The sequence below is a fragment of the Pseudomonas sp. 2822-17 genome (genome assembly GCF_002742485.1).
GTDB classification, from domain to species: Bacteria; Pseudomonadota; Gammaproteobacteria; order Pseudomonadales; family Pseudomonadaceae; genus Aquipseudomonas; species Aquipseudomonas cyclaminis.
In genome coordinates this window covers 119,701-139,064 of record NZ_LJRZ01000766.1, presented here as the reverse complement: position 1 = coordinate 139,064, position 19,364 = coordinate 119,701, and the positions used below count along the sequence as shown (strand labels likewise).

The window sequence follows — 19,364 nt, the reverse complement described above, 5'->3', positions numbered from 1 at the left end:
AAGTGGGACGCACTGGACGATGTAGTGGGGCATAGCGGCTCGACTCCACTTTTAAACTGGGTGGCGGAAAAGGAGCGCATCAGGGAGATCAGTTGGTGGAATGAGGTGGCGCAGGGCGTTGGATTGCCAGTGGATGGGCAGGTTTATCACTTGCATCCAATCGGCTTGGCGATGAGATTTAACGCTAAGTGCCCTAACGAGTGCGTTACGGATGCTTATGAACTGGAAGGAGTTGCTGGCACACTTACCGTATCAAAAGAGTCATTTCAATTTATTTTAGATAAAGAAGGGTATAGCAAGCATCCTTACGTCCCAGCAGGTGCGAGCGGAGTTACTCTTGGGTACGGGTACGATTTAGGGCAGCAAACAATAGCGCAAGTCAGTAACGACCTTGCACAAATTTATAGTCAATCGGACATTGAGATTCTGACAGCTGCTATTGGGAGGCAAGGTGCTCAGGCCAGGGACATACTAAGCTCTCTAAATCACATTTCAATCAGCAAAGAAAACGCCATATCCCTTGCAATAAAAATGAAAAAACGTTACGCACAATTGGTAATCGAAGCTTACCCTGGAGCGACAAATATGCATCCACATTGCCAGGGAGCATTGTTATCCCTCGTGGTAAACAGAGGAATATCTTTTTCTCGGCCAAACCTCGATTCTCGCTTAGAAATGAAACAAATTAGCGATGATTTGTTAAATCTCACCCCAGAGAGAATCCCATCTAGACTTCGTTCGATGAAAAGGCTTTGGGAAGGAAAACCGGGGCTTGGAGGACTAATAATTCGTCGAGAAGAAGAAGCAAAACTATTTGAGAGAGGTCTGAAATGCGATTGCTGGCGATAGTTATAAGCTCTTTGAGTTTTTTATTTACTTCAGTAGCTTTTGCTAAAGGTGATTGCAAAAACACCAGTACGACAACAAAAGATATTCTTCAGTGCGTAACTAATCTGTACGAAAAATCGGACAAAAAACTTAACGATCAATATTCAAAAATGGTTGCACCACTTGGATTCCCTAAAAGAATATCTCTTATAGAAACTGAACGCGCATGGATCAAATATAGAGATGCGCACTGCAATGAAATTTATGAGTCTATTTTTCCGGGCGAAGAGGCTGAAATCGAAAAAATAGGATATTTGATCTCTTTAACCTCATCGAGACTGGTGGAATTATTCCACTTGGATACGGGCATTAGTGGTGACAGCTTCTACAATACACTTTCATTCATAAGCAGTATTTCTTCAAAAAGCAAAGGGGAAATACTCTCACACATTGAAAGCTTAGAAAAACGCCTTGAAGAAACTGATTATTACAAGAAAAATTGCAAACTAACAAAAAGTATTTACGATGAAGATGAGAGACTCTGTCAAGCCAGATTGAAATTTCAGTCAATATAGAGACGCGGACATGACTGAAAAATAGAGAAGCGCCAATAGGTGGGCTGCACCATGCAGCCCTATTTAATATTTACGACCTTTAGAAAAATGCCCGCTCAAGTTTCACGGTAGCAATTAAATCTTTTCTGCGGGTTTTCTTATTTCATACTGGTAAACGCCAACTTCACCCCAATCGCAATCAAAACCGCCCCCATGGTCCGATCAAACCAATGCCCCATCCGCGCAAACCCGGCGCGCACGCGCTGTTGGCTGAACAGCATGGCCACCAGGCAGAACCACAACGCCGTCGCCACCGCCAGGTACACACCGTAACCCGCCTGTACGGCCAGCGGCGTGTGCGGGTTGATCACCACGGTGAACAGCGACAGGAAGAACAACGTGGCCTTAGGGTTCAAACCATTGGTCACAAAGCCCGCAGTAAACGCGCCGCGTGGTGTGCGCTCGCCCGCTTCACGGTGCAATTCGCTCTCGGCGGCGGGCTTGGCCGGCTGCGCGCGCAGGGCTTTGAAGCCGATATACAGCAGGTACGCGGCCGCCGCCCATTTCAGTGCATTGAACAGCACAATGGACTGGGACACGATCAAGCCGATCCCCAGCAACGAGTAACCCACGTGCAGGAAAATCGCCGAGCCCACACCCAGTGCGGTCCAGGTGCCGGCGCGACGGCCATGGGTCACGCTTTCGCGTACTACCACGGCGAAATCCGGGCCTGGGCTGGCCACTGCCAACAGGTGGATCAGGGCCACGGTCAAAAACTCGGCGACGTACATACTCACTCCATTAAGTAACGGATTATTTCATCTGATAGGCTCGGCAGATTACGCCTTCGAACCCTGTCGCAAAAGGTACAGTTGATGACGAACAATCGCCGCGCCGTCTTCCTTGATCACCCTTCCCTGGACCTGGGGGACCTCGACCTCAGCGGTCTAAGAGACTGCTTCAGCGACCTGCAGTTGTACTCGGACACCACGCCGCAGAATGTGATTGAGCGCCTGCAAGGTGTGCAGGTGGTCATCAGTAACAAGATCGTCCTCAACAGCGAAACCCTGGCGGCCTGCCCGGAACTCAAGTTGATCCTGGTATCGGCCACCGGCACCAACAACGTCGACCTTGAGGCCGCCCGCGCCCAGGGCATCACCGTGAGCAATTGCCAGGGCTACGGTACGCCATCGGTGGCGCAGCATACGATCATGCTGCTGCTGAACCTGGCGACGCGCCTGAAGGACTATCAACGGGATGTGGCCGCCGGCAAATGGCAACAGGCCAAGCAGTTCTGCCTGCTCGACCATCCTATCGTCGAGCTGGAAGGCAAGACCCTCGGCCTGCTGGGCCACGGCGAACTGGGCGGCGCGGTAGCCCGGCTGGCCGAAGCGTTTGGCATGCGCGTACTGCTTGGCGCGATTCCGGGTCGCCCTGCCCGTGCAGACCGTGTACCTCTGGATGAGCTGCTCAGGCAGGTCGACGCCCTTACCTTGCATTGCCCACTCAACGAGCATACCCGCGACTTTATCGGCGCCCGCGAACTCGCACTGCTCAAGCCCGGCGCGTTGGTGGTCAATACTGCACGCGGTGGTTTGATCAACGAACAGGCACTGGCGGATGCCTTGCGCAGCGGTCACTTGGGCGGCGCAGCCACCGATGTGCTGAGTGTGGAGCCACCGATCAACGGCAACCCGTTGCTGGCTGATGACATTCCCCGGCTGATCGTCACCCCGCACAATGCCTGGGGCAGTCGCGAAGCACGGCAGCGCATCGTCGGCCAACTGACGGAAAACGCCCTGGGCTTTTTCAGCGGCGCCCCGCTGCGCGTCGTCAGTTGATAAACTGCGCCCCTTTTCAAGGAGCAGACCATGGATCCGCGCAGTGAAGTACTGCTTCGTCAGGCCGAACTTTTTCAAGGCAACCTGTTGCTGGTGGGCTTGCCCGCCGACGACCTGCTGGGCCGCCTGCCCAACGCCCACGCCTGGTGCTGGCATGCCGGCGATCAGGCAGCGCTTGATGCGCGGTTCCCCGAGCGCAGCCAATTTGGCGTGAACGTGCCGGAGCGTGAGTTCGACGCTGCGGTGATCTTCCTGCCCAAGTCCAAGGACCTCACCGATTACCTGCTCAACGCCGTCGCCGCACGCCTGCCCGGCGCCGAGCTGTTTCTGGTCGGCGAGAAAAAAAGCGGTATCGAAAGCGCCGCCAAACAGATGATCCCGTTCGGCAAACCGCGCAAGCTCGACAATGCACGGCACTGCCAGCTGTGGCAGATCACCGTGGCTAACGCGCCGCACGCGGTGGAACTGGAAAGCCTGGCGCAAGTGTTTGAAGTGCCGCTGGCCGAAGGCCCGCTCAAAGTCGTGAGCCTGCCGGGGGTGTTCAGCCATGGTCGCCTGGACCGTGGTACCGAGTTGCTGCTGGAGCATTTGGACAAACTGCCGAGCGGCCATCTGCTGGACTTCGGTTGCGGCGCAGGCGTGTTGGGGGCTGCGGTGAAACGTCGCTACCCGCACAACAGCGTGACGATGCTGGACGTGGACGCCTTCGCCGCCGCCAGCAGCCGCCTGACACTGGCGGCCAACGGCCTGGAGGCCGAGGTGCTGACCGGTGATGGCATCGATGCTGCACCGATGGGCTTGAATGCGATTCTGAGCAACCCACCGTTCCATGTCGGGGTGCACACCGATTATTTCGCCACCGAGAACCTGCTGCGAAAAGCGGCGAAACACCTGGCAAAAGGCGGCGAACTTCGGCTGGTTGCCAACAGCTTCCTGAAGTACCAGCCGCTGATCGAAGAGCATTTGGGCGTGTGTGCGATCAAGGCTGAGGGTAATGGTTTTCGCATCTACCGTGCCAAGCGCCCCTGATGGCGCTTTGAAAAAGAAGGCTTGCCGAATGGATTTTGCCTAGGCAGAATCCGCTCCGTCCTAGGGGAGTAGTCTCCCACGAGCACCACGCTCGTCCGGCATACGTCAACATACTTGGTCAACAGACCATGGCGTATGCGACCCAGGAGTCCGCACAGACGGACCGGGGTTTGACAAGACCTATGACACGCACACCTTACCCGGGGCGGGAAGGCTGTACGTGTCATAGCCGTGTCGACCCGCCCCTGGAAACTTACCTGATGCTGGATTCATTACTCGTTCCTACCGCAATCGTTGCCTTGGCCGAAATCGGCGACAAGACGCAACTGCTCGCGCTCATTCTCGCTGCTCGCTTTCGCAAGCCCTGGCCCATCATCGCTGGCATCGTCGCCGCGACCCTGGCCAACCATGCGGCCGCCGGTGCCGTGGGTGCCTGGTTTGGCAGTTTCTTCTCCGACGCGGTGTTGCACTGGATCCTCGCGGCGAGCTTCTGCGCCACCGCCCTATGGACCCTGGTGCCGGACAAACTCGATGACGACGAAGCCAGCACCACACGCAAGTTCGGGCCATTCCTGACCACGCTGATTGCGTTTTTCCTGGCGGAAATCGGTGACAAGACCCAGATCGCCACGGTGATGCTCGCCGCGCAGTACCCGGAGCTGTGGCTGGTGATTATCGGCACCACCCTGGGCATGTTGATTGCCAACGTGCCGGTGGTTCTGGCGGGGAATTTTGCGGCGGAGAAACTGCCACTGACGATGATTCGTCGACTGGCGGCGACGGCGTTCTTTGTGTTGGCGATTGTCGCGGTGTACAAGGCCATGCAAAGCAGTGGCTGGATCTAAGGATCCAAGCCTGCAAACCCAATCAAATATGGGAGGGGGACAAGCCCCCTCTCACATTTAGATCCTCATCAAGCCTTAGGACTTCTTGGCCTGCTGGTAGAGCGGCATCACCTTCGGAATCGCCGCCTGCAACGAGGCAATCCGGCTGTCGGACGCGGGGTGAGTGCTCATGAATTCCGGCGGCGAACCTTCCGAAGCCTTGGCCATCTTGTTCCACAGCGTGATGGCGGCGTTCGGGTTGTAGCCGGCGCGGGCTGACAGCTCCAGGCCAATCAGGTCTGCCTCGTTTTCATTGCTGCGGCTGTTCGGCAAAGTCATGCCGTAGTTGGCCACGGTGTCGGCCAGTGCCAGGCTGTCCTGGCCCAAGCCGAACAACGCACCGGCGCCCTGCTTGGCGATCTCGATACCATACGCCTTGGACATTGCCTCACGGCCGTGCTCGCGCAAGGCATGGGCGATCTCATGGCCCATCACCGCTGCCAACTCGTCATCCGTCAACTTGAGATTGTCGATCAATGCGCTGTACACAAAGATCTTGCCGCCTGGCCCGCAGTTGGCGTTCATCTCATCGCTCTTGATCAAATTCACTTCCCACTTCCACTGCGCTGCGTCAGGGCGGAAGGTGGGCGCCTGGGCGATCAAACGCTTGGCGATAGCCTGCACACGCTTGGCGTTGGCACTGGTCTTGTCCAACTGGCCTTTGGTACTGGCTTCACCCAAGGTCTGCTGGTAGGACTGGGCATACATCTGGTCGACTTCCTGACTCGACAGCATGCTGAACATGTACTGCTTGCGCTCAACCCCAACGGCGCCACCGCTGGTGGTATTGACCGACTGACACCCTGCCAGCAACATTGCCGCCGCCAATACGCTTACCGCCACTGTTTTTTTCATCAACACTCGCTCCCTGAAAAACACCCATAAAACATCGCGCGTATCGTAGGCGCTCATTTGTATCGGCGCCAGATACAACAGACGCTTAACCGCTGATTTTCAGATACATCCCACAGCGGCCTTCAGGTTCAGGCCGGCGTCAGGCACTCCGGCCCGTTGAGCTTGGGATCGTTGACCATGTTGGCCAGGACACGCTCGCGCAGCGCGACGGGCTCACTGGCCAGCAAGCTTTGCAGCACATGCAACGGCGTTTCGGGATCAAGCCAGGCGGCCTGCCCAGCCGCGTCCAGGATCAACGGCCGGCGCTGGCTCTGGGCGGCCTGCGTCACCACAGCAGTGCTCAGCCACACTTGCTCCTGCACCGGATAGGCCTCCCAGATCGCCGCAAAAAACAACGTGGAGCCCTCCCCCGGCGTCAGCCAATAGGGGCGTTTGCGCTGGGTGCCGCGCCATTCATAAAAGCCGTTGGCCGGCAGCAGGCAGCGACGCTGGCGGAAGGCTTCGCGGAACATCGGCTGCTCGGCCAGGGTTTCGGCGCGGGCGTGGGCCGGTGTGCGGGAAAGGTCAGTCAGCCAGGGCGGCGTAAGGCCCCAACGGGCGCGGGCCAGGGTGCGCTGGCCGTCGTTCAGGCGCTGGATGAGCACCGAATCATTCGGGGAGATGTTCCACTGGGCCTGCTGGTCGACGGGAAACCCCGGCAAGGCCGCAAAGGCAGGATTCCAGCGAAACAGGGCATAACGTCCACACATGGGGCAACACGACTCTTGGGTAAACCGGCCGACAGCCTAACAGACCAGCACGTCAGGGAAGCTGTCGGGTTCATCGCCGGGCACGGGCTGTGCACCGATGTAGGCGGTGATCAGCTCGCGGGCATCCACGGCCCGGTCGTTGTCCACCTCCAGCCCCAGCAGGCCGAAAATCGGCAGCTCGCCGGTGCCGCCGAGCAAATGCCGCCCCACCAGGTGCGCCTCGATGCCTTCGCTGGCGAGCATCTGTTGCAGCAACTCGCCTTCCATCAGGTTTTCCGGTTCGTAGATTCGCTGCATAGGTTTGCCTGTTATTCGTTTTCGCTGCGGGTTTCGAGCATCCACTCATCACCATGCACCTGCAGGTTGCACGTGATCGGCCTGCAACACACCTGACAGTCTTCTATGTAAACCTGATCACCGCCGGACAAGTCCACCGTCGTCTCGACCTCTTCACCACAATAAGGACAATCGTAGGTCGCAGTTTCCAGCATCGCAGTCTCCCAAGTGACTTGTGCGTATAATCGCCGGTCTATTTACAGGGCTATTGTCCGGCCGGGCCAATTACCCGTACCGCGCCCTGGTATTTCCTTTACTTACCCTAGCCGTTTCTAACAAGAGAGCATGATGGGCGAATTCGATACCATCCGACCTTACAACGACAGCGAAGTCCCGGCAGTGCTGGACCGGCTGTTCAGTGACAAGGCCTTTCTGGACATCCTGACCCACTTCCGCTTCCCGCGCTTTGCCGGCGCCCTGGGCTGGCTGCTCAAGCCGATGATCGCCCGCAAACTGCGCCGTGAGTTCGCTGGTGTCACCACCGTGGCGACGCTGCAGGACAAAGTCGAGTATTACGTCGACCATACCATTGACCGGGCGACCGACGGCGTGACCTATAGCGGCGTCGAGCAACTCAAGTCGGGCAGTGCCTACCTGTTTCTGGCCAACCACCGCGACATCGTGATGGACCCGGCCTTCGTCAACTACGCCGTGTACCACGCCGGCCTGCCGACGCCGCGTATCGCCATCGGCGACAACCTGCTGCAAAAGCCGTTTGTCAGCGACCTGATGCGCCTGAACAAGAGCTTCATCGTGCACCGCTCGATCACCGGGCGAAAGGAGAAGATGGCCGCGTTCAACTTGCTGTCGGCCTACATCAACCATTCGATCCGCAACGACTGCCAGTCGATCTGGATCGCCCAGGCCGAAGGTCGTGCCAAGGATGGGGATGACCGCACCGAGTCGGCGATCCTCAAGATGTTCCACGTCAGCCGCAAGGACGAACCGTTTGCCGAGGTGATCCAGTCGCTGAACCTGACCCCGGTGTCCATCAGCTACGAGTACGACCCGTGCGATACGGCCAAGGCCCGCGAGCTGTATATCCGCGCCACCACCGGCACCTACGTCAAGGCGCAGGGTGAAGATGACGTGAGCATTGCGTTGGGCATTACCGGCTACAAAGGCCGCGTACACATCAACTTCGCGCCGCCGATTACCGAGCGCTTCGAAGACACCAAAGTGCTGGCCGTGGAAATGGATCGACAGATTCTCGGCGGTTATCGGCTGTTCCCAGTGCACTACCTGGCGTATGCCCAATGGAGCGACGCCGACCCGCAATTACAGGTGCCAAAGGCGGCCGAGGTGTTCCCGGCGGATGAACTGGCCAAGGCGAAGGCCGAGTGGGAGCGGCGCCTGAATGAATGCCCGGAGGAACACCGGCCATTTCTGGTGGTGCAATATGCGACGCCGGTGCGCAATCAGTATCGGGTGAAGGCCGGAATCCCTCTCTGAACACCGATCAAAAATGTGGGAAGGGGCGGTTTTTTAGATTCGGGTGCTGAGCCAGGATATGGCCAGCCCCAGCCCCAGACAGGCGAAGCCGATCCGGTAAGCCACCCGATGCGCCCGTTCGGTGCGCACATCCAAGAACAGCATGGGCTGATCGATGGCCCGGTCTTCGCTTTGTGCGGTCAACTCGGCCATGGCGCGTTGTTCGCGCAGGCGGGTAATGAACAGAAGCGCCGCACCGGGGCAGGCTACCAATAAAGCCACAGCATTGATCAATAGTGCGGGCAGCGCCATCACAAACCTCAGGAAAACAGTGTCTGGGTATCCGTGCAGATACCTACATAAACGGACAGTGGCCTCCAGCGCCTAAAACGCTCCATCCCCCATGGACGGTTAATGTATCCAGTAATTTACAGCGTCACCTGAACGTCACCTTAACAAGCCACTCTGTTGCCCTTCGAACGTTCGGGAGCTTGTCATGCTGCACGCGCACAACCAGGATCGGCTGTATCTGATTGCCCAAAGCGATGAGCAAGAGGCGCTGGTCGGCGGCCTTGCGTTCAACGTGCAGGACCGCCATTGGCTGGTGTACTGCGCCCTTGGCGGGCACCAGCATGCGGACTTGCCGGAGGCCGATCTGTTGACCGGGGTGAGCATGCTGGACTTCTGTATCGACACTGCCGCGTGAAACTGAAGACGAAAAAAAACCGGGCTCATCACTGAGCCCGGTCTTTATCTGGACAGTTACTGCGCGCTGAGCAAGGAACCGATGCTTGGGTCCTTGAACAGGCGGGTCAAGGCGTCACTCAGGACATCGCTGACCAGCTTGGTGTTGGTTTCCTGGTTCGGCGACATGCCGAAGCGCTGGTTCAACGATGCGCCGTAGCGGCCGCTGTAGCGACGGGTACCGGCGGTGACGTCGGACTTGAACGTTGCGCCGATGGCGGCTTCAGTCACGTACAGGCCTTCTTTAGGCGACTGATACTTCAGTTCCGCCAAGGTGATGGTCAGCTGAGGAGCGCCTGGTGCGTTGGCGCTCGGCGTGAAGCCCAGTAGGCGCACGGCCGCTTCGGCCTGGGCCTGCAGCTTGGGAAGCACGTCCTGGCCAGTCACCGAGATAAGCGCGGTCTCCGGGTACAGGCCACCGCGAGAGCCCAACGTAGGCGAAGGACGACCATCCACGACACGCACCGACACCGGCTGACCATGACCTACCGGGGCCAACTGCGTGGTGAGCTTCGGTTGTGGGCTCAGTTGTTGCGGGCTGTTGGCGCAGCCAACCAAGGTCAAACTGGTCACAGTGATCAAACCGAACAACAGGCGTTGCAACATGCGCTTCTCTCCAGAAATCAGGTACCAACAGGCCGGCAGTATAGCGGGGCGCCCCCGCAGGGAACTAGCGTCAGTTACAACCTATGACTCGTCGCCTCGGCAGCGGTTCGCTGTCATTGATATGTCATAGCCGTTACATCGACTCGTCATCCCCACACGGCATGCTTAGCCTCAATCTCAGGAGGACTCTCGCCATGCAATTTCTCTGGTCACTGTTTACCCGCAAGCCGGCCCTTCGTCAGTTCGCCCGGCTCGATGCACAAGGCCGTTGCCAGGCGTTCAAGGAATGCAGCCAGGCGCCTGTGGGCGACGGTTGGGTGGAAATCGATGAAATCCGCCTGAGCTGGATGCATCACCCGCTCCCCGCCCGTGCCCGTGTAAGCCCACGTCCTGTGCGGTCGCCACGTCACCAGCCGTTGGCCGCCTGACCGAAGACCTAATAAAAGTCATAAAACACGCCCATTTCCCTGACGTTCTTCGCTACAATCTCCCCCCGATTATAAGGACGTCTCCTGATCGGGCCTCGCAGCACGTTAATGCCTCGGTATTAACCCCCCAAGAATCGCCCACAGAGAGCCGCCCACACAGATCGAGTGAAGCTGGCGCGCTTGCTGTTTCCTTTGCAAACCACCCGCCTCTACCGAATCTGCCAGAGCTGCCATTGCGCCCGGCCACTGTGCCAGCCCGCGGCAGCCCTTTTTTGAGGTTCACGTCTTCAAAAGAGCGTGAAAAAACGGGTTTTCACAACTTCACAAGAGTGTGGCGAGCAAATGAATAGTTTGGCGTTTGTACAAGCACCATCAGCGTCTGGAACAGCCCAATCACACAGGACCGAGTATTCCTCAATCACCGGAGCTTGAGCCTGTCCGCTACGGATTGATTGCACGAATTGCACGCTTTGACCATAAGTCGAATTGCCACAGGCGCCCATGAATGCGTTCATAGGCGAATGAGGCAGGCAGGAAGCGTGCGCTGACGTTGCAAAGAATTGCGAAACGGACATGGCGATCCTGGCCATGGGTAACCTGGGGCAACACGTGAACCGCCCCGTCACTCCTGGCAGCCATGCCGTCAATTTGGTGCTGCAGATTTTGGAGACGCGTTAAATGGCGCATAACGAAGCAGTCGACGTAGTACTGGTAGGGGCCGGCATCATGAGTGCCACCCTGGCCGTATTGCTCAAAGAGCTCGACCCCGGCCTCAAGCTGGAAGTCGTTGAGCTGATGGATTCGGGTGCCGCGGAGAGTTCCAACCCGTGGAACAACGCAGGTACCGGCCACGCCGGGCTGTGTGAGCTGAACTACACTCCCCAGGCCGCCGATGGCTCCATCGACATCAAGAAAGCCGTGCACATCAACACCCAGTTCGAGGTGTCGAAGCAGTTCTGGGCGTACCTGACCAAAAAAGGCACCTTTGGCTCGTCCAAGTCCTTTATCAGCCCGGTGCCGCACCTGAGCTTCGTGCAGGGCGACAAAGGCGTGTCTTTCCTCAAGAAGCGCTTTGAATCCCTCAGCCAGCACCATGCGTTTTCGGACATGCACTACACCGAAGACCGCAGCGAGATGGCCGAGTGGATGCCGCTGATGATGCCGGGCCGCCCGCTCGACGAAAAAATCGCCGCCACTCGCGTCATGAACGGCACCGACGTCAACTTCGGCGCCCTGACCAACCAGTTGCTCGGCCACCTGACCAGCTCGCCGGATGCCCAGGTCAAGTACAGCAAGCGCGTTACCGGCCTCAAGCGCAACGGCGCCGGCTGGACCGTGAGCATCAAGGACGTCAACAGCGGCACCAGCCGTGAAGTGGACGCCAAGTTCGTGTTCCTCGGTGCCGGTGGCGCGGCCCTGCCGTTGCTGCAAGCCTCGGGCATCGAAGAAAGCAAAGGTTTTGGCGGCTTCCCGGTCAGTGGCCAGTGGCTGCGTTGTGACAACCCGGAAGTGGTCAAGCACCACCAAGCCAAGGTCTACAGCCAGGCCGCCGTCGGTTCGCCACCGATGTCGGTGCCGCACCTCGACACCCGCGTGGTGGATGGCAAGAAATCCCTGCTGTTCGGGCCCTACGCCGGCTTTACCACCAAGTTCCTCAAGCACGGCTCGTTCCTTGACCTGCCGATGTCGATTCGTGCTGGCAACATCGGCCCGATGCTGGCCGTGGCCCGCGACAACATGGACCTGACCAAGTACCTGGTCAGCGAAGTGCGCCAATCCATGGAGCAGCGCCTGGAATCCCTGCGTCGCTTCTACCCTGAGGCGAAAGCCGAAGACTGGCGCCTGGAAGTGGCCGGCCAACGGGTACAGATCATCAAGAAAGACCCGAAAAAAGGCGGCGTGCTGCAATTCGGCACCGAGCTGGTCGCGGCCAAGGACGGCTCCCTGGCAGCGCTGCTGGGCGCTTCTCCGGGCGCTTCGGTGACCGTTTCGATCATGCTGGAGCTGATTGAACGTTGCTTCCCGGCCAAGGCTGCGGGTGAGTGGGCAGCCAAGCTGCACGAGATCTTCCCGGCACGGGAGAAAGTCCTGGAGACCGACGCCGAGCTGTATCGCAAGATCAACACGCAGAACAACATCAGCCTGGAGCTGGTGGAACAAAGCAACGAGGCCGAAAGCTACGCTTGAGGCATTGCTGCCATAAAAAAAACGCCCCCCCCGGGGCGTTTTTTTATGGCTGGGGAAAATCAGCCGCGGGCGTTTTCGATCAGCTCTATGTACTCAGGCGCATTGCGCTGGTCCTTGATCAGATCAACAAACGTCTGGCCATGCTCATCCTTGCCATCCAAGTCCAGGCCGGCTTCCTTGAAAAAGCCCAGGAACCGCTCGAAATCGTCGATGCGCAGGCCACGGTAGGCCTTGATCAGTTTGTGCAGGGACGGTGAAGTCGCGTCAACCGGCTCGAAGTCCAGGAACAACTTGATCTGATCGTCGCCGATCTCGTCACCAATCACCTGTTTCTTATCTTTACGCATTACCGACTCCAGCCTGCAGACATTTACACGGGATTTGAAGTCTACCTGTGTGACGCAAGCTCCGAAAGCAGTGGAGATCCAAGGTGTTTTGATTATTTGGTGCGGACTGCACCGGTGTGCAGGTCCGCCCAGATATGCCCGTTGGCATAACTGAGGAACTGCACATACACCGTGTCATTGCGCAGCAAATCGACGATCACCCGGTATTGGGCCACCGGATACGACAGCGTCAGCGTCTTGCTCTTGTCATCAAACACCGGCTTTTTCAGGCTTTTGCTTTCGGCATCGAAATTGAGCACCACCTGGCTGATTATCGCGCCTTTGTTCAGGGACTTGCCCTTGAGGCGGATCATCAACGGCGACGTCACCGGGATCGGTTGCTGGTTGGATTGGCGCTGGTTGCCCACCACCACCGCGTACTCGGTGACTTGCAGCAACTGCTGCTGGTCAGGGGTTTCAGTGCGCAGCGTCAGGTCATCCGGCGGCAGGAATTGAGCATGCATCGGCGCCGGAGCGGCGACCAGGGGCAAACTCAGGGTCAGCGCCAGGACGGCGCACGTGCGAATCAACAGGCTCATTTACAGCTCCAGGCGCGGGGGCCACGCACGATAGCATGACAACCCTGCGCCGGGCCTGGGTCACATGCCTTTGACGGCGTAGATCCCATTGGCGTTGCGCCAGTAGCCTTTATAGTCCATGCCGTAACCGAAGATGTAGCGGTCAATGCATGGCAGACCGACGTAATCGGCTTTCAGGTCCGGACGGGCCTTGCGGTCGTGGTCTTTGTCGATCAGCACGGCGGTGTGCACTTTGCGCGCGCCGGCGTGTTTGCAGAAGTCGATGATCGCGCCCAGGGTGTGACCTTCGTCGAGGATGTCGTCGATGATCAGCACGTCGCGGTCAATGAACGAGACTTCCGGCTTGGCTTTCCAGAACAGGTCGCCGCCGGTGGTTTCGTTGCGATAGCGGGTCGCGTGCAGGTAGGACGCTTCCAGCGGGAATTGCAGGTGGGTGAGCAATTTGCCGGCGAAAATCAGGCCGCCGTTCATCACGCAGAAGACCACCGGATTGGTGTCGGCCATTTCGCGGGTGATGTGGGCGCCGACCTTGGCGATCGCAGCTTCGACTTGCGCTTCGGTGTACAGGCAATCAGCCTCACGCATGATTTGACGGATATGCTCAAGATCAGCGGACATGGCGCTCTCCAAAGGGGTGCTGTGGCAAGAAAAGCGGGCGAAGGTACGCTTCTCATGCGCTCCGAGCAAGCCTTAATGGACTAACGTACTAGATGTCTATAGGACAACACCCTCGGATAGATTAATCTAGGCCGGTTTTTTTGCCCGCCGCCGGAGCCTTTCCCATGCCCACTCGCGAGATCCGCCACCCGCTGATCCAGCACAAGCTCGGCCTTATGCGCCGCGCCGACATTAGCACGAAGAACTTCCGTGAGCTTGCTCAGGAAGTCGGAGCGTTGCTCACTTACGAAGCCACCAAGGACCTGCCGCTGGAAACCTACGAGATCCCCGGTTGGGCCGGTCCCGTACAGGTAGAAAAAATCGCCGGTAAGAAAATCACCGTGGTGCCGATCCTGCGCGCCGGTATCGGCATGCTCGAAGGCGTCCTCAGCCTGATTCCGGGCGCCAAGGTCAGCGCCGTGGGCGTGGCCCGCAACGAAGAAACCTTGCAGGCTCACACCTACCTGGAAAAACTCGTTCCGGAAATCAACGAACGCCTGGCCATGATCATCGATCCGATGCTCGCCACCGGAAGCTCCATGGTTGCCACCATTGACCTGCTGAAAAAAGCCGGTTGCCGGGACATCCGCGCCATGGTGCTGGTCGCCGCGCCCGAAGGCATCGCCGCTGTCGAGAAAGCGCACCCGGACGTGCAGATCTACACCGCGTCCATCGATGAGCGCCTGAATGAACACGGCTACATCATCCCAGGCCTGGGCGACGCCGGTGACAAGATCTTCGGCACCAAGCAGAAGGACGCGTGAGCATGCAGGATGAATTCAACGACCCGCTTTGGCGCCAGATCCTGTCTGGCGCACAAATGCTCTTCGTAGCATTTGGCGCGCTGGTGTTGATGCCGCTGATCACAGGCCTTGATCCAAACGTCGCACTGTTCACCGCAGGCCTGGGCACGCTGTTGTTCCAGCTGGTGACGGGGCGGCAGGTGCCAGTATTCCTGGCATCGAGCTTTGCGTTTATCACGCCAATCATTCTCGCCAAGGATCAGTTCGGCCTCGCCGCGACGATGGGCGGGGTGATGGCCGCCGGTTTCGTCTACACGTTTCTCGGCGCTGCGGTGAAGATCAAGGGCACCGGTTTCATTGACCGCCTGCTGCCGCCCGTGGTCATCGGCCCGGTGATCATCTCCATTGGCCTGGCCATGGCACCGATCGCCGCTAACATGGCGATGGGTAAAGGTGGCGACGGCGCCGAACTGATCCCCTACAAGACGGCCATGCTGATCTCGATGCCGGCGCTGCTCACCACGTTGATCGTGGCGGTGTTCGGCAAAGGGATTTTCCGCCTGGTGCCGATCATCTCCGGTGTGTTGGTGGGATTTGCCATGGCGTTCTACTTTGGCGTGGTCGACACGGCCAAGATTGCCGCCGCGCCCTGGTTCGCCCTGCCCCACTTCACCGCGCCGGAATTCAACTGGCAGGCGATACTGTTCATCGTCCCGGTGGCCCTGGCCCCGGCGATCGAACACATCGGTGGCGTGATTGCAGTCGGCAGCGTGACCGGTCGCGACTACCTGAAAAAGCCCGGCCTGCATCGCACGCTGCTCGGTGACGGTATCGCCACCACGGCAGCCGGCCTGTTTGGCGGCCCGCCGAACACCACCTACGCCGAAGTGACTGGCGCGGTAATGCTGACCAAGAACTACAACCCGAAAATCATGACCTGGGCGGCAGTGTTTGCCATCAGCCTGGCATTCATCGGCAAGTTCGGTGCATTGCTGCAGAGCATTCCCATCCCGGTAATGGGCGGAATCTTGTGCCTGCTGTTCGGCTCGATTGCTGCGGTAGGGATGAACACACTGATCCGCCACAAGATCGACCTGGGCGAGGCGCGCAATCTGGTGATTGTGTCGGTGACCCTGGTGTTCGGGATTGGCGGGGTATTGGTGGGAACCGGTACAGGTCCGAACGACTTCGGCCTGAAGGGCATCGCCTTGTGTGCGGTCGTAGCGATTGCTTTGAACCTGCTGCTGCCGGGCAATGATGGCTGGAAGAACAAGAAGCCTGACGAACCGCTGCTTTAACTGCCAACGCAAAACCAAATGTGGGAGGGGGCTTGCTCCCTCCCACATTTTTACATCTTCAGTGTGGCTTAGAGCTCACCCAAGCCATCGATCAGCGCCTGGTTCTGCTCCGGCGTACCAATGCTGATCCGCAGGAACTGGGCAATCCGCTCCTGCTTGAAGTGCCGCACGATCACCCCTTGCTCACGCAATTTGGCCGCCAGGCCGGCAGCATCGTGCTTGGGGTGACGAGCAAAGATAAAGTTGGCCGCTGACGGCAACACTTCAAAACCTTTACCTTCCAGTTGCGCAACCATCTGCTCACGACTGTCGATGACCAACCGGCACGTCTTCTCGAAGTACTCACGATCCTCAAACGCCGCCGCCGCACCGACAATCGCCAGGCGGTCCAGCGGATAGGAGTTGAAGCTGTTCTTGACCCGCTCCAACGCCTCGATCAGGTCCGGGTGGCCCACGGCCAGGCCCACGCGCAAACCGGCCAACGAGCGCGATTTGGACAGGGTCTGGGTCACCAGCAGGTTCGGGTAGCGATCCACCAGGCTGATGGCGGTTTCGCCACCGAAGTCGATATAGGCTTCATCGACCACGACCACCGAATCCGGGCTGGCCTTGAGGATCTGCTCCACCGCGTCCAGCGCCAGCACGCAGCCAGTCGGCGCGTTGGGGTTGGGGAAGATGATCCCGCCGTTAGGCTTGGCGTAGTCCGCTACACGAATCTGGAACTGCTCATCCAGTGGCACCGGGTCGGACTGGATGCCGTAGAGGCCGCAGTACACCGGGTAGAAGCTGTAGCTGATGTCCGGGAACAGCAGCGGCAGGTCGTGCTGGAACAGGCCGTGGAAGATGTGCGCGAGCACTTCATCCGAGCCGTTGCCGAGAAACACCTTGCCAGCGTCGACCCCGTAGTACTTGGCCACGGCCTGCTTGAGCAGGTCGCTGTTGGGGTCCGGGTACAGGCGCAGGTTGTCGTTCAACTCGGCCTGCATCGCGGCCAGCGCCTTGGGCGACGGGCCGTAGGGGTTTTCATTGGTGTTGAGCTTGACCAGCTTGGTCAGCTTTGGCTGTTCGCCGGGTACGTAAGGCACGAGGTCCTTGACGAAGGGGCTCCAGAATTTGCTCATGACTTAGTTACCCTTCTCTTCGAGGATTCGGTATTCGGCACTACGGGCGTGTGCGCTCAAAGACTCACCACGAGCAAGTACCGACGCGGTCTTACCCAGTTCGGAAGCCCCTTGAGGCGAGCAGAAGATAATCGACGAACGCTTCTGGAAGTCATACACCCCCAGCGGCGAGGAGAAACGCGCAGTGCCGGAGGTCGGCAGCACGTGGTTCGGGCCGGCGCAGTAGTCACCCAGGGCTTCGCTGGTGTGGCGCCCCATGAAGATCGCACCAGCGTGGCGAATCGACGGCAGCCAGGCCTGTGGATCGGCCACGGACAGTTCCAGGTGCTCTGGTGCGATACGGTTGGCCACTTCAATGGCCTGCTCCATGTCGCGCACCAGGATCAACGCGCCACGGCCATTGATCGATTTCTCGATGATCCCGGCGCGGTCCATGGTCGGCAGCAGCTTGTCGATGCTGGCGGCCACCTTGTCGAGGAACTCGGCATCCGGGCTGACCAGAATCGCCTGCGCGTCCTCGTCGTGCTCGGCCTGGGAAAACAGGTCCATGGCGATCCAGTCCGGGTCAGTCTGGCCGTCGCACACCACGAGGATTTCCGAAGGGCCGGCAATCATGTCGATGCCGACCTGGCCAAAGACATGGCGCTTGGCGGTGGCCACGTAGATGTTGCCGGGGCCGACTACTTTATCGACCTTCGGCACGCTTTCAGTGCCATAGGCCAGGGCCGCGACAGCTTGGGCGCCACCGATGGTGAACACGCGGTCGACACCGGCGATGCAGGCCGCAGCCAGCACCAGCTCGTTGATTTCACCGCGAGGGGTTGGCACGACCATCACCACTTCGGTCACACCGGCCACCTTGGCTGGAATTGCGTTCATCAACACCGATGACGGATACGACGCCTTGCCACCGGGGACGTACAGCCCTGCACGGTCCAGCGGCGTGACCTTCTGGCCCAACACAGTGCCGTCGGCCTCGGTGTAGCTCCAGGAGTCCTGTTTCTGCTTTTCGTGGTAGCTGCGCACCCGCGCCGCCGCGACTTCCAGGGCTTCGCGCTGAGGCGCGGTGATGCGCGTCAGGGCCAGCTCCAGGCGTTCGCGGGGCAGAATCAGGTCGGACATGGAAGCAACGTCCAGGCCGTCGAACTGGCGGGTGAAATCCACCAGCGCCGCGTCACCGCGCTCGCGCACGGCCTTGATGATGTCTAGCACCCGCTGGTTGACCAAGTCGTCGGACACGCTTTCCCAGCTCAGCAGATGATCCAGATGATGGGCGAAATCCGGGTCGGCAGCGTTGAGTCGGGCAATTGCGGTGGACGTGGTCATAGCGAGGGCCTCAATAGAATTGGCAAAAACTCAGGCGCCCTAAACTAGCAGTCGTTTCCGCTTGGGCACCTGAGAATTCTGGCTATGAGGCGGATAGACGGGCGTAGCTCTTCAGCTACGCGGGTAGGTCAACCGCGGTGTCGAGACTCCACTGCGGTGCGCAGGGTGTCGATCAACGCCTGGATACGAGCGTGCTGCATCTTCATCGACGCTTTGTTGACGATCAGGCGAGAGCTGATGTCGGCGATGAAGTCCTGTGGTTCGAGACCGTTGGCACGCAGGGTGTTGCCGGTGTCGACCACGTCTATGATCTTGTCGGCCAGGCCGATCAGGGGCGCGAGCTCCATCGAGCCGTAGAGCTTGATGATGTCGACCTGACGGCCTTGCTCGGCGTAGTAACGCTTGGCGACATTGACGAACTTGGTGGCCACGCGCAGGCGACCCTTGGGCTCGACATCACCGACACGGCCCGCGGTCATCAACTTGCACAGGGCAATGCGCAGGTCCAGCGGCTCGTACAGGCCCTGGCCACCGTATTCCATCAGCACGTCTTTACCGGCGACACCGAGGTCGGCCGCGCCATGCTCAACATAGGTCGGCACGTCGGTAGCCCGCACGATCAGCAGGCGAACGTCTTCCTGGGTCGTGGGGATGATCAGCTTGCGGCTCTTGTCCGGATTCTCGGTCGGCACGATGCCCGCTTCAGCCAGAAGCGGCAAAGTGTCGTCAAGGATGCGGCCCTTGGACAGTGCGATGGTCAACATGGGAAACGTCAGTCCTTCATCAGGCTATTGCTGTCCGGTCGCAAACGGCGCCAGACGC

24 protein-coding genes and 1 riboswitch are annotated in these 19,364 nt (G+C 59.0%); of the genes, 11 read left to right on the top strand and 13 right to left on the bottom strand.

The window, feature by feature from the left end; translation table 11 throughout:
- On the top strand, positions 1-849 hold an 849-nt coding region (locus tag AOA60_RS28285), incomplete at its 5' end, for a pesticin C-terminus-like muramidase (RefSeq protein WP_256592895.1).
- The gene (locus AOA60_RS28280) at positions 831-1,403 is read left to right on the top strand and encodes a lysozyme inhibitor LprI family protein (RefSeq protein WP_099587151.1); all 573 of its coding nucleotides are present in this window, start codon (positions 831-833) and stop codon (positions 1,401-1,403) included. The genes AOA60_RS28285 and AOA60_RS28280, both read left to right, overlap by 19 nt.
- Before the next feature lie 137 nt (positions 1,404-1,540).
- On the opposite strand, the gene AOA60_RS28275 is transcribed toward AOA60_RS28280, so the two are convergent.
- Positions 1,541-2,173, bottom strand: a complete 633-nt coding sequence (locus AOA60_RS28275; protein WP_099587150.1) for a LysE family translocator — start codon at positions 2,171-2,173, stop codon at positions 1,541-1,543.
- Positions 2,174-2,257: 84 nt separating this feature from the next.
- On the opposite strand from AOA60_RS28275, the gene AOA60_RS28270 reads away from it, so the two are divergent.
- The 3 genes from AOA60_RS28270 (at position 2,258) to AOA60_RS28260 (ending at position 5,097) form a co-directional block, all read left to right on the top strand.
- The gene (locus AOA60_RS28270; protein WP_099587149.1) at positions 2,258-3,223 is read left to right on the top strand and encodes a 2-hydroxyacid dehydrogenase; all 966 of its coding nucleotides are present in this window, start codon (positions 2,258-2,260) and stop codon (positions 3,221-3,223) included.
- A gap of 30 nt (positions 3,224-3,253) precedes the next feature.
- A complete protein-coding gene (locus AOA60_RS28265) occupies positions 3,254-4,252 on the top strand; it encodes a class I SAM-dependent methyltransferase (RefSeq protein WP_099587148.1) in 999 nt (332 codons plus the stop codon).
- 51 nt (positions 4,253-4,303) lie between these two features.
- Positions 4,304-4,423, top strand: a riboswitch (yybP-ykoY riboswitch).
- 89 nt (positions 4,424-4,512) lie between these two features.
- Positions 4,513-5,097, top strand: a complete 585-nt coding sequence (locus AOA60_RS28260) for a TMEM165/GDT1 family protein (protein WP_099587147.1) — start codon at positions 4,513-4,515, stop codon at positions 5,095-5,097.
- A gap of 75 nt (positions 5,098-5,172) precedes the next feature.
- On the opposite strand, the gene AOA60_RS28255 is transcribed toward AOA60_RS28260, so the two are convergent.
- From AOA60_RS28255 to AOA60_RS28240, 4 genes are all read right to left on the bottom strand, one after another.
- Positions 5,173-5,991 carry a M48 family metallopeptidase gene (locus AOA60_RS28255; RefSeq protein WP_099587146.1) on the bottom strand — a complete coding sequence of 273 codons (819 nt, stop codon included), beginning with the start codon at positions 5,989-5,991 and terminating at the stop codon, positions 5,173-5,175.
- Between the two features lie 128 nt (positions 5,992-6,119).
- Entirely contained in the window at positions 6,120-6,740 is a 621-nt protein-coding gene (locus AOA60_RS28250) for an SOS response-associated peptidase (protein ID WP_099587145.1), read from the bottom strand.
- Positions 6,741-6,776: 36 nt separating this feature from the next.
- On the bottom strand, positions 6,777-7,037 hold the full coding sequence (locus tag AOA60_RS28245; protein WP_099587144.1) for a DUF2007 domain-containing protein: 261 nt from the start codon (positions 7,035-7,037) through the stop codon (positions 6,777-6,779).
- An 11-nt stretch (positions 7,038-7,048) separates the two neighbouring features.
- On the bottom strand, positions 7,049-7,231 hold the full coding sequence (locus AOA60_RS28240; protein WP_099587143.1) for a CPXCG motif-containing cysteine-rich protein: 183 nt from the start codon (positions 7,229-7,231) through the stop codon (positions 7,049-7,051).
- A 133-nt stretch (positions 7,232-7,364) separates the two neighbouring features.
- On the opposite strand from AOA60_RS28240, the gene AOA60_RS28235 reads away from it, so the two are divergent.
- Positions 7,365-8,528 carry a 1-acyl-sn-glycerol-3-phosphate acyltransferase gene (locus AOA60_RS28235; RefSeq protein ID WP_177411508.1) on the top strand — a complete coding sequence of 388 codons (1,164 nt, stop codon included), beginning with the start codon at positions 7,365-7,367 and terminating at the stop codon, positions 8,526-8,528.
- A 33-nt stretch (positions 8,529-8,561) separates the two neighbouring features.
- Here AOA60_RS28235 and AOA60_RS28230 read toward each other — a convergent pair whose 3' ends face one another.
- A complete protein-coding gene (locus AOA60_RS28230; protein ID WP_099587141.1) occupies positions 8,562-8,819 on the bottom strand; it encodes a hypothetical protein in 258 nt (85 codons plus the stop codon).
- A gap of 184 nt (positions 8,820-9,003) precedes the next feature.
- Between AOA60_RS28230 and AOA60_RS28225 the strand changes: the two genes are divergently transcribed.
- Positions 9,004-9,213, top strand: coding sequence for a hypothetical protein (locus AOA60_RS28225; protein WP_099587140.1), 210 nt, complete (start codon positions 9,004-9,006; stop codon positions 9,211-9,213).
- A gap of 56 nt (positions 9,214-9,269) precedes the next feature.
- Here AOA60_RS28225 and AOA60_RS28220 read toward each other — a convergent pair whose 3' ends face one another.
- Positions 9,270-9,857 (bottom strand): YajG family lipoprotein, encoded by a 588-nt coding sequence (locus tag AOA60_RS28220; RefSeq protein WP_099587139.1) that lies wholly within the window; start codon positions 9,855-9,857, stop codon positions 9,270-9,272.
- Between the two features lie 194 nt (positions 9,858-10,051).
- On the opposite strand from AOA60_RS28220, the gene AOA60_RS28215 reads away from it, so the two are divergent.
- Together AOA60_RS28215 and mqo are read left to right on the top strand one after the other, a co-directional pair.
- Positions 10,052-10,285: a hypothetical protein gene (locus AOA60_RS28215; protein WP_099587138.1), complete on the top strand. Its 234-nt coding sequence runs from the start codon at positions 10,052-10,054 to the stop codon at positions 10,283-10,285.
- A 678-nt stretch (positions 10,286-10,963) separates the two neighbouring features.
- Positions 10,964-12,472 (top strand): malate dehydrogenase (quinone), encoded by a 1,509-nt coding sequence (gene mqo, locus AOA60_RS28210; protein WP_099587137.1) that lies wholly within the window; start codon positions 10,964-10,966, stop codon positions 12,470-12,472.
- Between the two features lie 59 nt (positions 12,473-12,531).
- On the opposite strand, the gene AOA60_RS28205 is transcribed toward mqo, so the two are convergent.
- The 3 genes from AOA60_RS28205 to AOA60_RS28195 form a co-directional block, all read right to left on the bottom strand.
- Positions 12,532-12,819, bottom strand: coding sequence for a PA4642 family protein (locus AOA60_RS28205; protein WP_099587136.1), 288 nt, complete (start codon positions 12,817-12,819; stop codon positions 12,532-12,534).
- A 92-nt stretch (positions 12,820-12,911) separates the two neighbouring features.
- Complete coding sequence (locus tag AOA60_RS28200) at positions 12,912-13,397, bottom strand: hypothetical protein (RefSeq protein ID WP_099587135.1); 486 nt, start codon at positions 13,395-13,397, stop codon at positions 12,912-12,914.
- A gap of 60 nt (positions 13,398-13,457) precedes the next feature.
- Entirely contained in the window at positions 13,458-14,015 is a 558-nt protein-coding gene (locus AOA60_RS28195) for a hypoxanthine-guanine phosphoribosyltransferase (protein ID WP_032886291.1), read from the bottom strand.
- A 164-nt stretch (positions 14,016-14,179) separates the two neighbouring features.
- On the opposite strand from AOA60_RS28195, the gene upp reads away from it, so the two are divergent.
- A complete protein-coding gene (upp, locus tag AOA60_RS28190; RefSeq protein ID WP_099587134.1) occupies positions 14,180-14,818 on the top strand; it encodes a uracil phosphoribosyltransferase in 639 nt (212 codons plus the stop codon).
- 2 nt (positions 14,819-14,820) lie between these two features.
- Positions 14,821-16,095, top strand: a complete 1,275-nt coding sequence (locus AOA60_RS28185) for a uracil-xanthine permease family protein (RefSeq protein ID WP_099587133.1) — start codon at positions 14,821-14,823, stop codon at positions 16,093-16,095.
- 68 nt (positions 16,096-16,163) lie between these two features.
- On the opposite strand, the gene hisC is transcribed toward AOA60_RS28185, so the two are convergent.
- From hisC to hisG, 3 genes are all read right to left on the bottom strand, one after another.
- Complete coding sequence (hisC, locus tag AOA60_RS28180) at positions 16,164-17,216, bottom strand: histidinol-phosphate transaminase (protein WP_099587132.1); 1,053 nt, start codon at positions 17,214-17,216, stop codon at positions 16,164-16,166.
- A gap of 3 nt (positions 17,217-17,219) precedes the next feature.
- Positions 17,220-18,542 (bottom strand): histidinol dehydrogenase, encoded by a 1,323-nt coding sequence (gene hisD / locus AOA60_RS28175; RefSeq protein ID WP_099587131.1) that lies wholly within the window; start codon positions 18,540-18,542, stop codon positions 17,220-17,222.
- Positions 18,543-18,670: 128 nt separating this feature from the next.
- Positions 18,671-19,306, bottom strand: coding sequence for an ATP phosphoribosyltransferase (hisG, locus tag AOA60_RS28170; protein WP_099587130.1), 636 nt, complete (start codon positions 19,304-19,306; stop codon positions 18,671-18,673).
- Positions 19,307-19,364 lie beyond the last annotated feature (58 nt).

Coding starts and splice junctions, on each gene's coding strand:
- mqo (WP_099587137.1), top strand. CDS start 10,964: ATGGCGCATAACGAAGCAGTCGACGTAGTACTGGTAGGGGCCGGCATC.
- upp (WP_099587134.1), top strand. CDS start 14,180: ATGCCCACTCGCGAGATCCGCCACCCGCTGATCCAGCACAAGCTCGGC.
- hisG (WP_099587130.1), bottom strand. CDS start 19,306: ATGTTGACCATCGCACTGTCCAAGGGCCGCATCCTTGACGACACTTTG.
- AOA60_RS28230 (WP_099587141.1), bottom strand. CDS start 8,819: ATGGCGCTGCCCGCACTATTGATCAATGCTGTGGCTTTATTGGTAGCC.
- AOA60_RS28280 (WP_099587151.1), top strand. CDS start 831: ATGCGATTGCTGGCGATAGTTATAAGCTCTTTGAGTTTTTTATTTACT.
- AOA60_RS28255 (WP_099587146.1), bottom strand. CDS start 5,991: ATGAAAAAAACAGTGGCGGTAAGCGTATTGGCGGCGGCAATGTTGCTG.
- AOA60_RS28225 (WP_099587140.1), top strand. CDS start 9,004: ATGCTGCACGCGCACAACCAGGATCGGCTGTATCTGATTGCCCAAAGC.
- AOA60_RS28240 (WP_099587143.1), bottom strand. CDS start 7,231: ATGCTGGAAACTGCGACCTACGATTGTCCTTATTGTGGTGAAGAGGTC.
- AOA60_RS28205 (WP_099587136.1), bottom strand. CDS start 12,819: ATGCGTAAAGATAAGAAACAGGTGATTGGTGACGAGATCGGCGACGAT.
- AOA60_RS28215 (WP_099587138.1), top strand. CDS start 10,052: ATGCAATTTCTCTGGTCACTGTTTACCCGCAAGCCGGCCCTTCGTCAG.
- AOA60_RS28200 (WP_099587135.1), bottom strand. CDS start 13,397: ATGAGCCTGTTGATTCGCACGTGCGCCGTCCTGGCGCTGACCCTGAGT.
- AOA60_RS28235 (WP_177411508.1), top strand. CDS start 7,365: ATGGGCGAATTCGATACCATCCGACCTTACAACGACAGCGAAGTCCCG.
- AOA60_RS28220 (WP_099587139.1), bottom strand. CDS start 9,857: ATGTTGCAACGCCTGTTGTTCGGTTTGATCACTGTGACCAGTTTGACC.
- AOA60_RS28245 (WP_099587144.1), bottom strand. CDS start 7,037: ATGCAGCGAATCTACGAACCGGAAAACCTGATGGAAGGCGAGTTGCTG.
- AOA60_RS28195 (WP_032886291.1), bottom strand. CDS start 14,015: ATGTCCGCTGATCTTGAGCATATCCGTCAAATCATGCGTGAGGCTGAT.
- hisD (WP_099587131.1), bottom strand. CDS start 18,542: ATGACCACGTCCACCGCAATTGCCCGACTCAACGCTGCCGACCCGGAT.
- AOA60_RS28270 (WP_099587149.1), top strand. CDS start 2,258: ATGACGAACAATCGCCGCGCCGTCTTCCTTGATCACCCTTCCCTGGAC.
- AOA60_RS28185 (WP_099587133.1), top strand. CDS start 14,821: ATGCAGGATGAATTCAACGACCCGCTTTGGCGCCAGATCCTGTCTGGC.
- hisC (WP_099587132.1), bottom strand. CDS start 17,216: ATGAGCAAATTCTGGAGCCCCTTCGTCAAGGACCTCGTGCCTTACGTA.
- AOA60_RS28275 (WP_099587150.1), bottom strand. CDS start 2,173: ATGTACGTCGCCGAGTTTTTGACCGTGGCCCTGATCCACCTGTTGGCA.
- AOA60_RS28265 (WP_099587148.1), top strand. CDS start 3,254: ATGGATCCGCGCAGTGAAGTACTGCTTCGTCAGGCCGAACTTTTTCAA.
- AOA60_RS28260 (WP_099587147.1), top strand. CDS start 4,513: ATGCTGGATTCATTACTCGTTCCTACCGCAATCGTTGCCTTGGCCGAA.
- AOA60_RS28250 (WP_099587145.1), bottom strand. CDS start 6,740: ATGTGTGGACGTTATGCCCTGTTTCGCTGGAATCCTGCCTTTGCGGCC.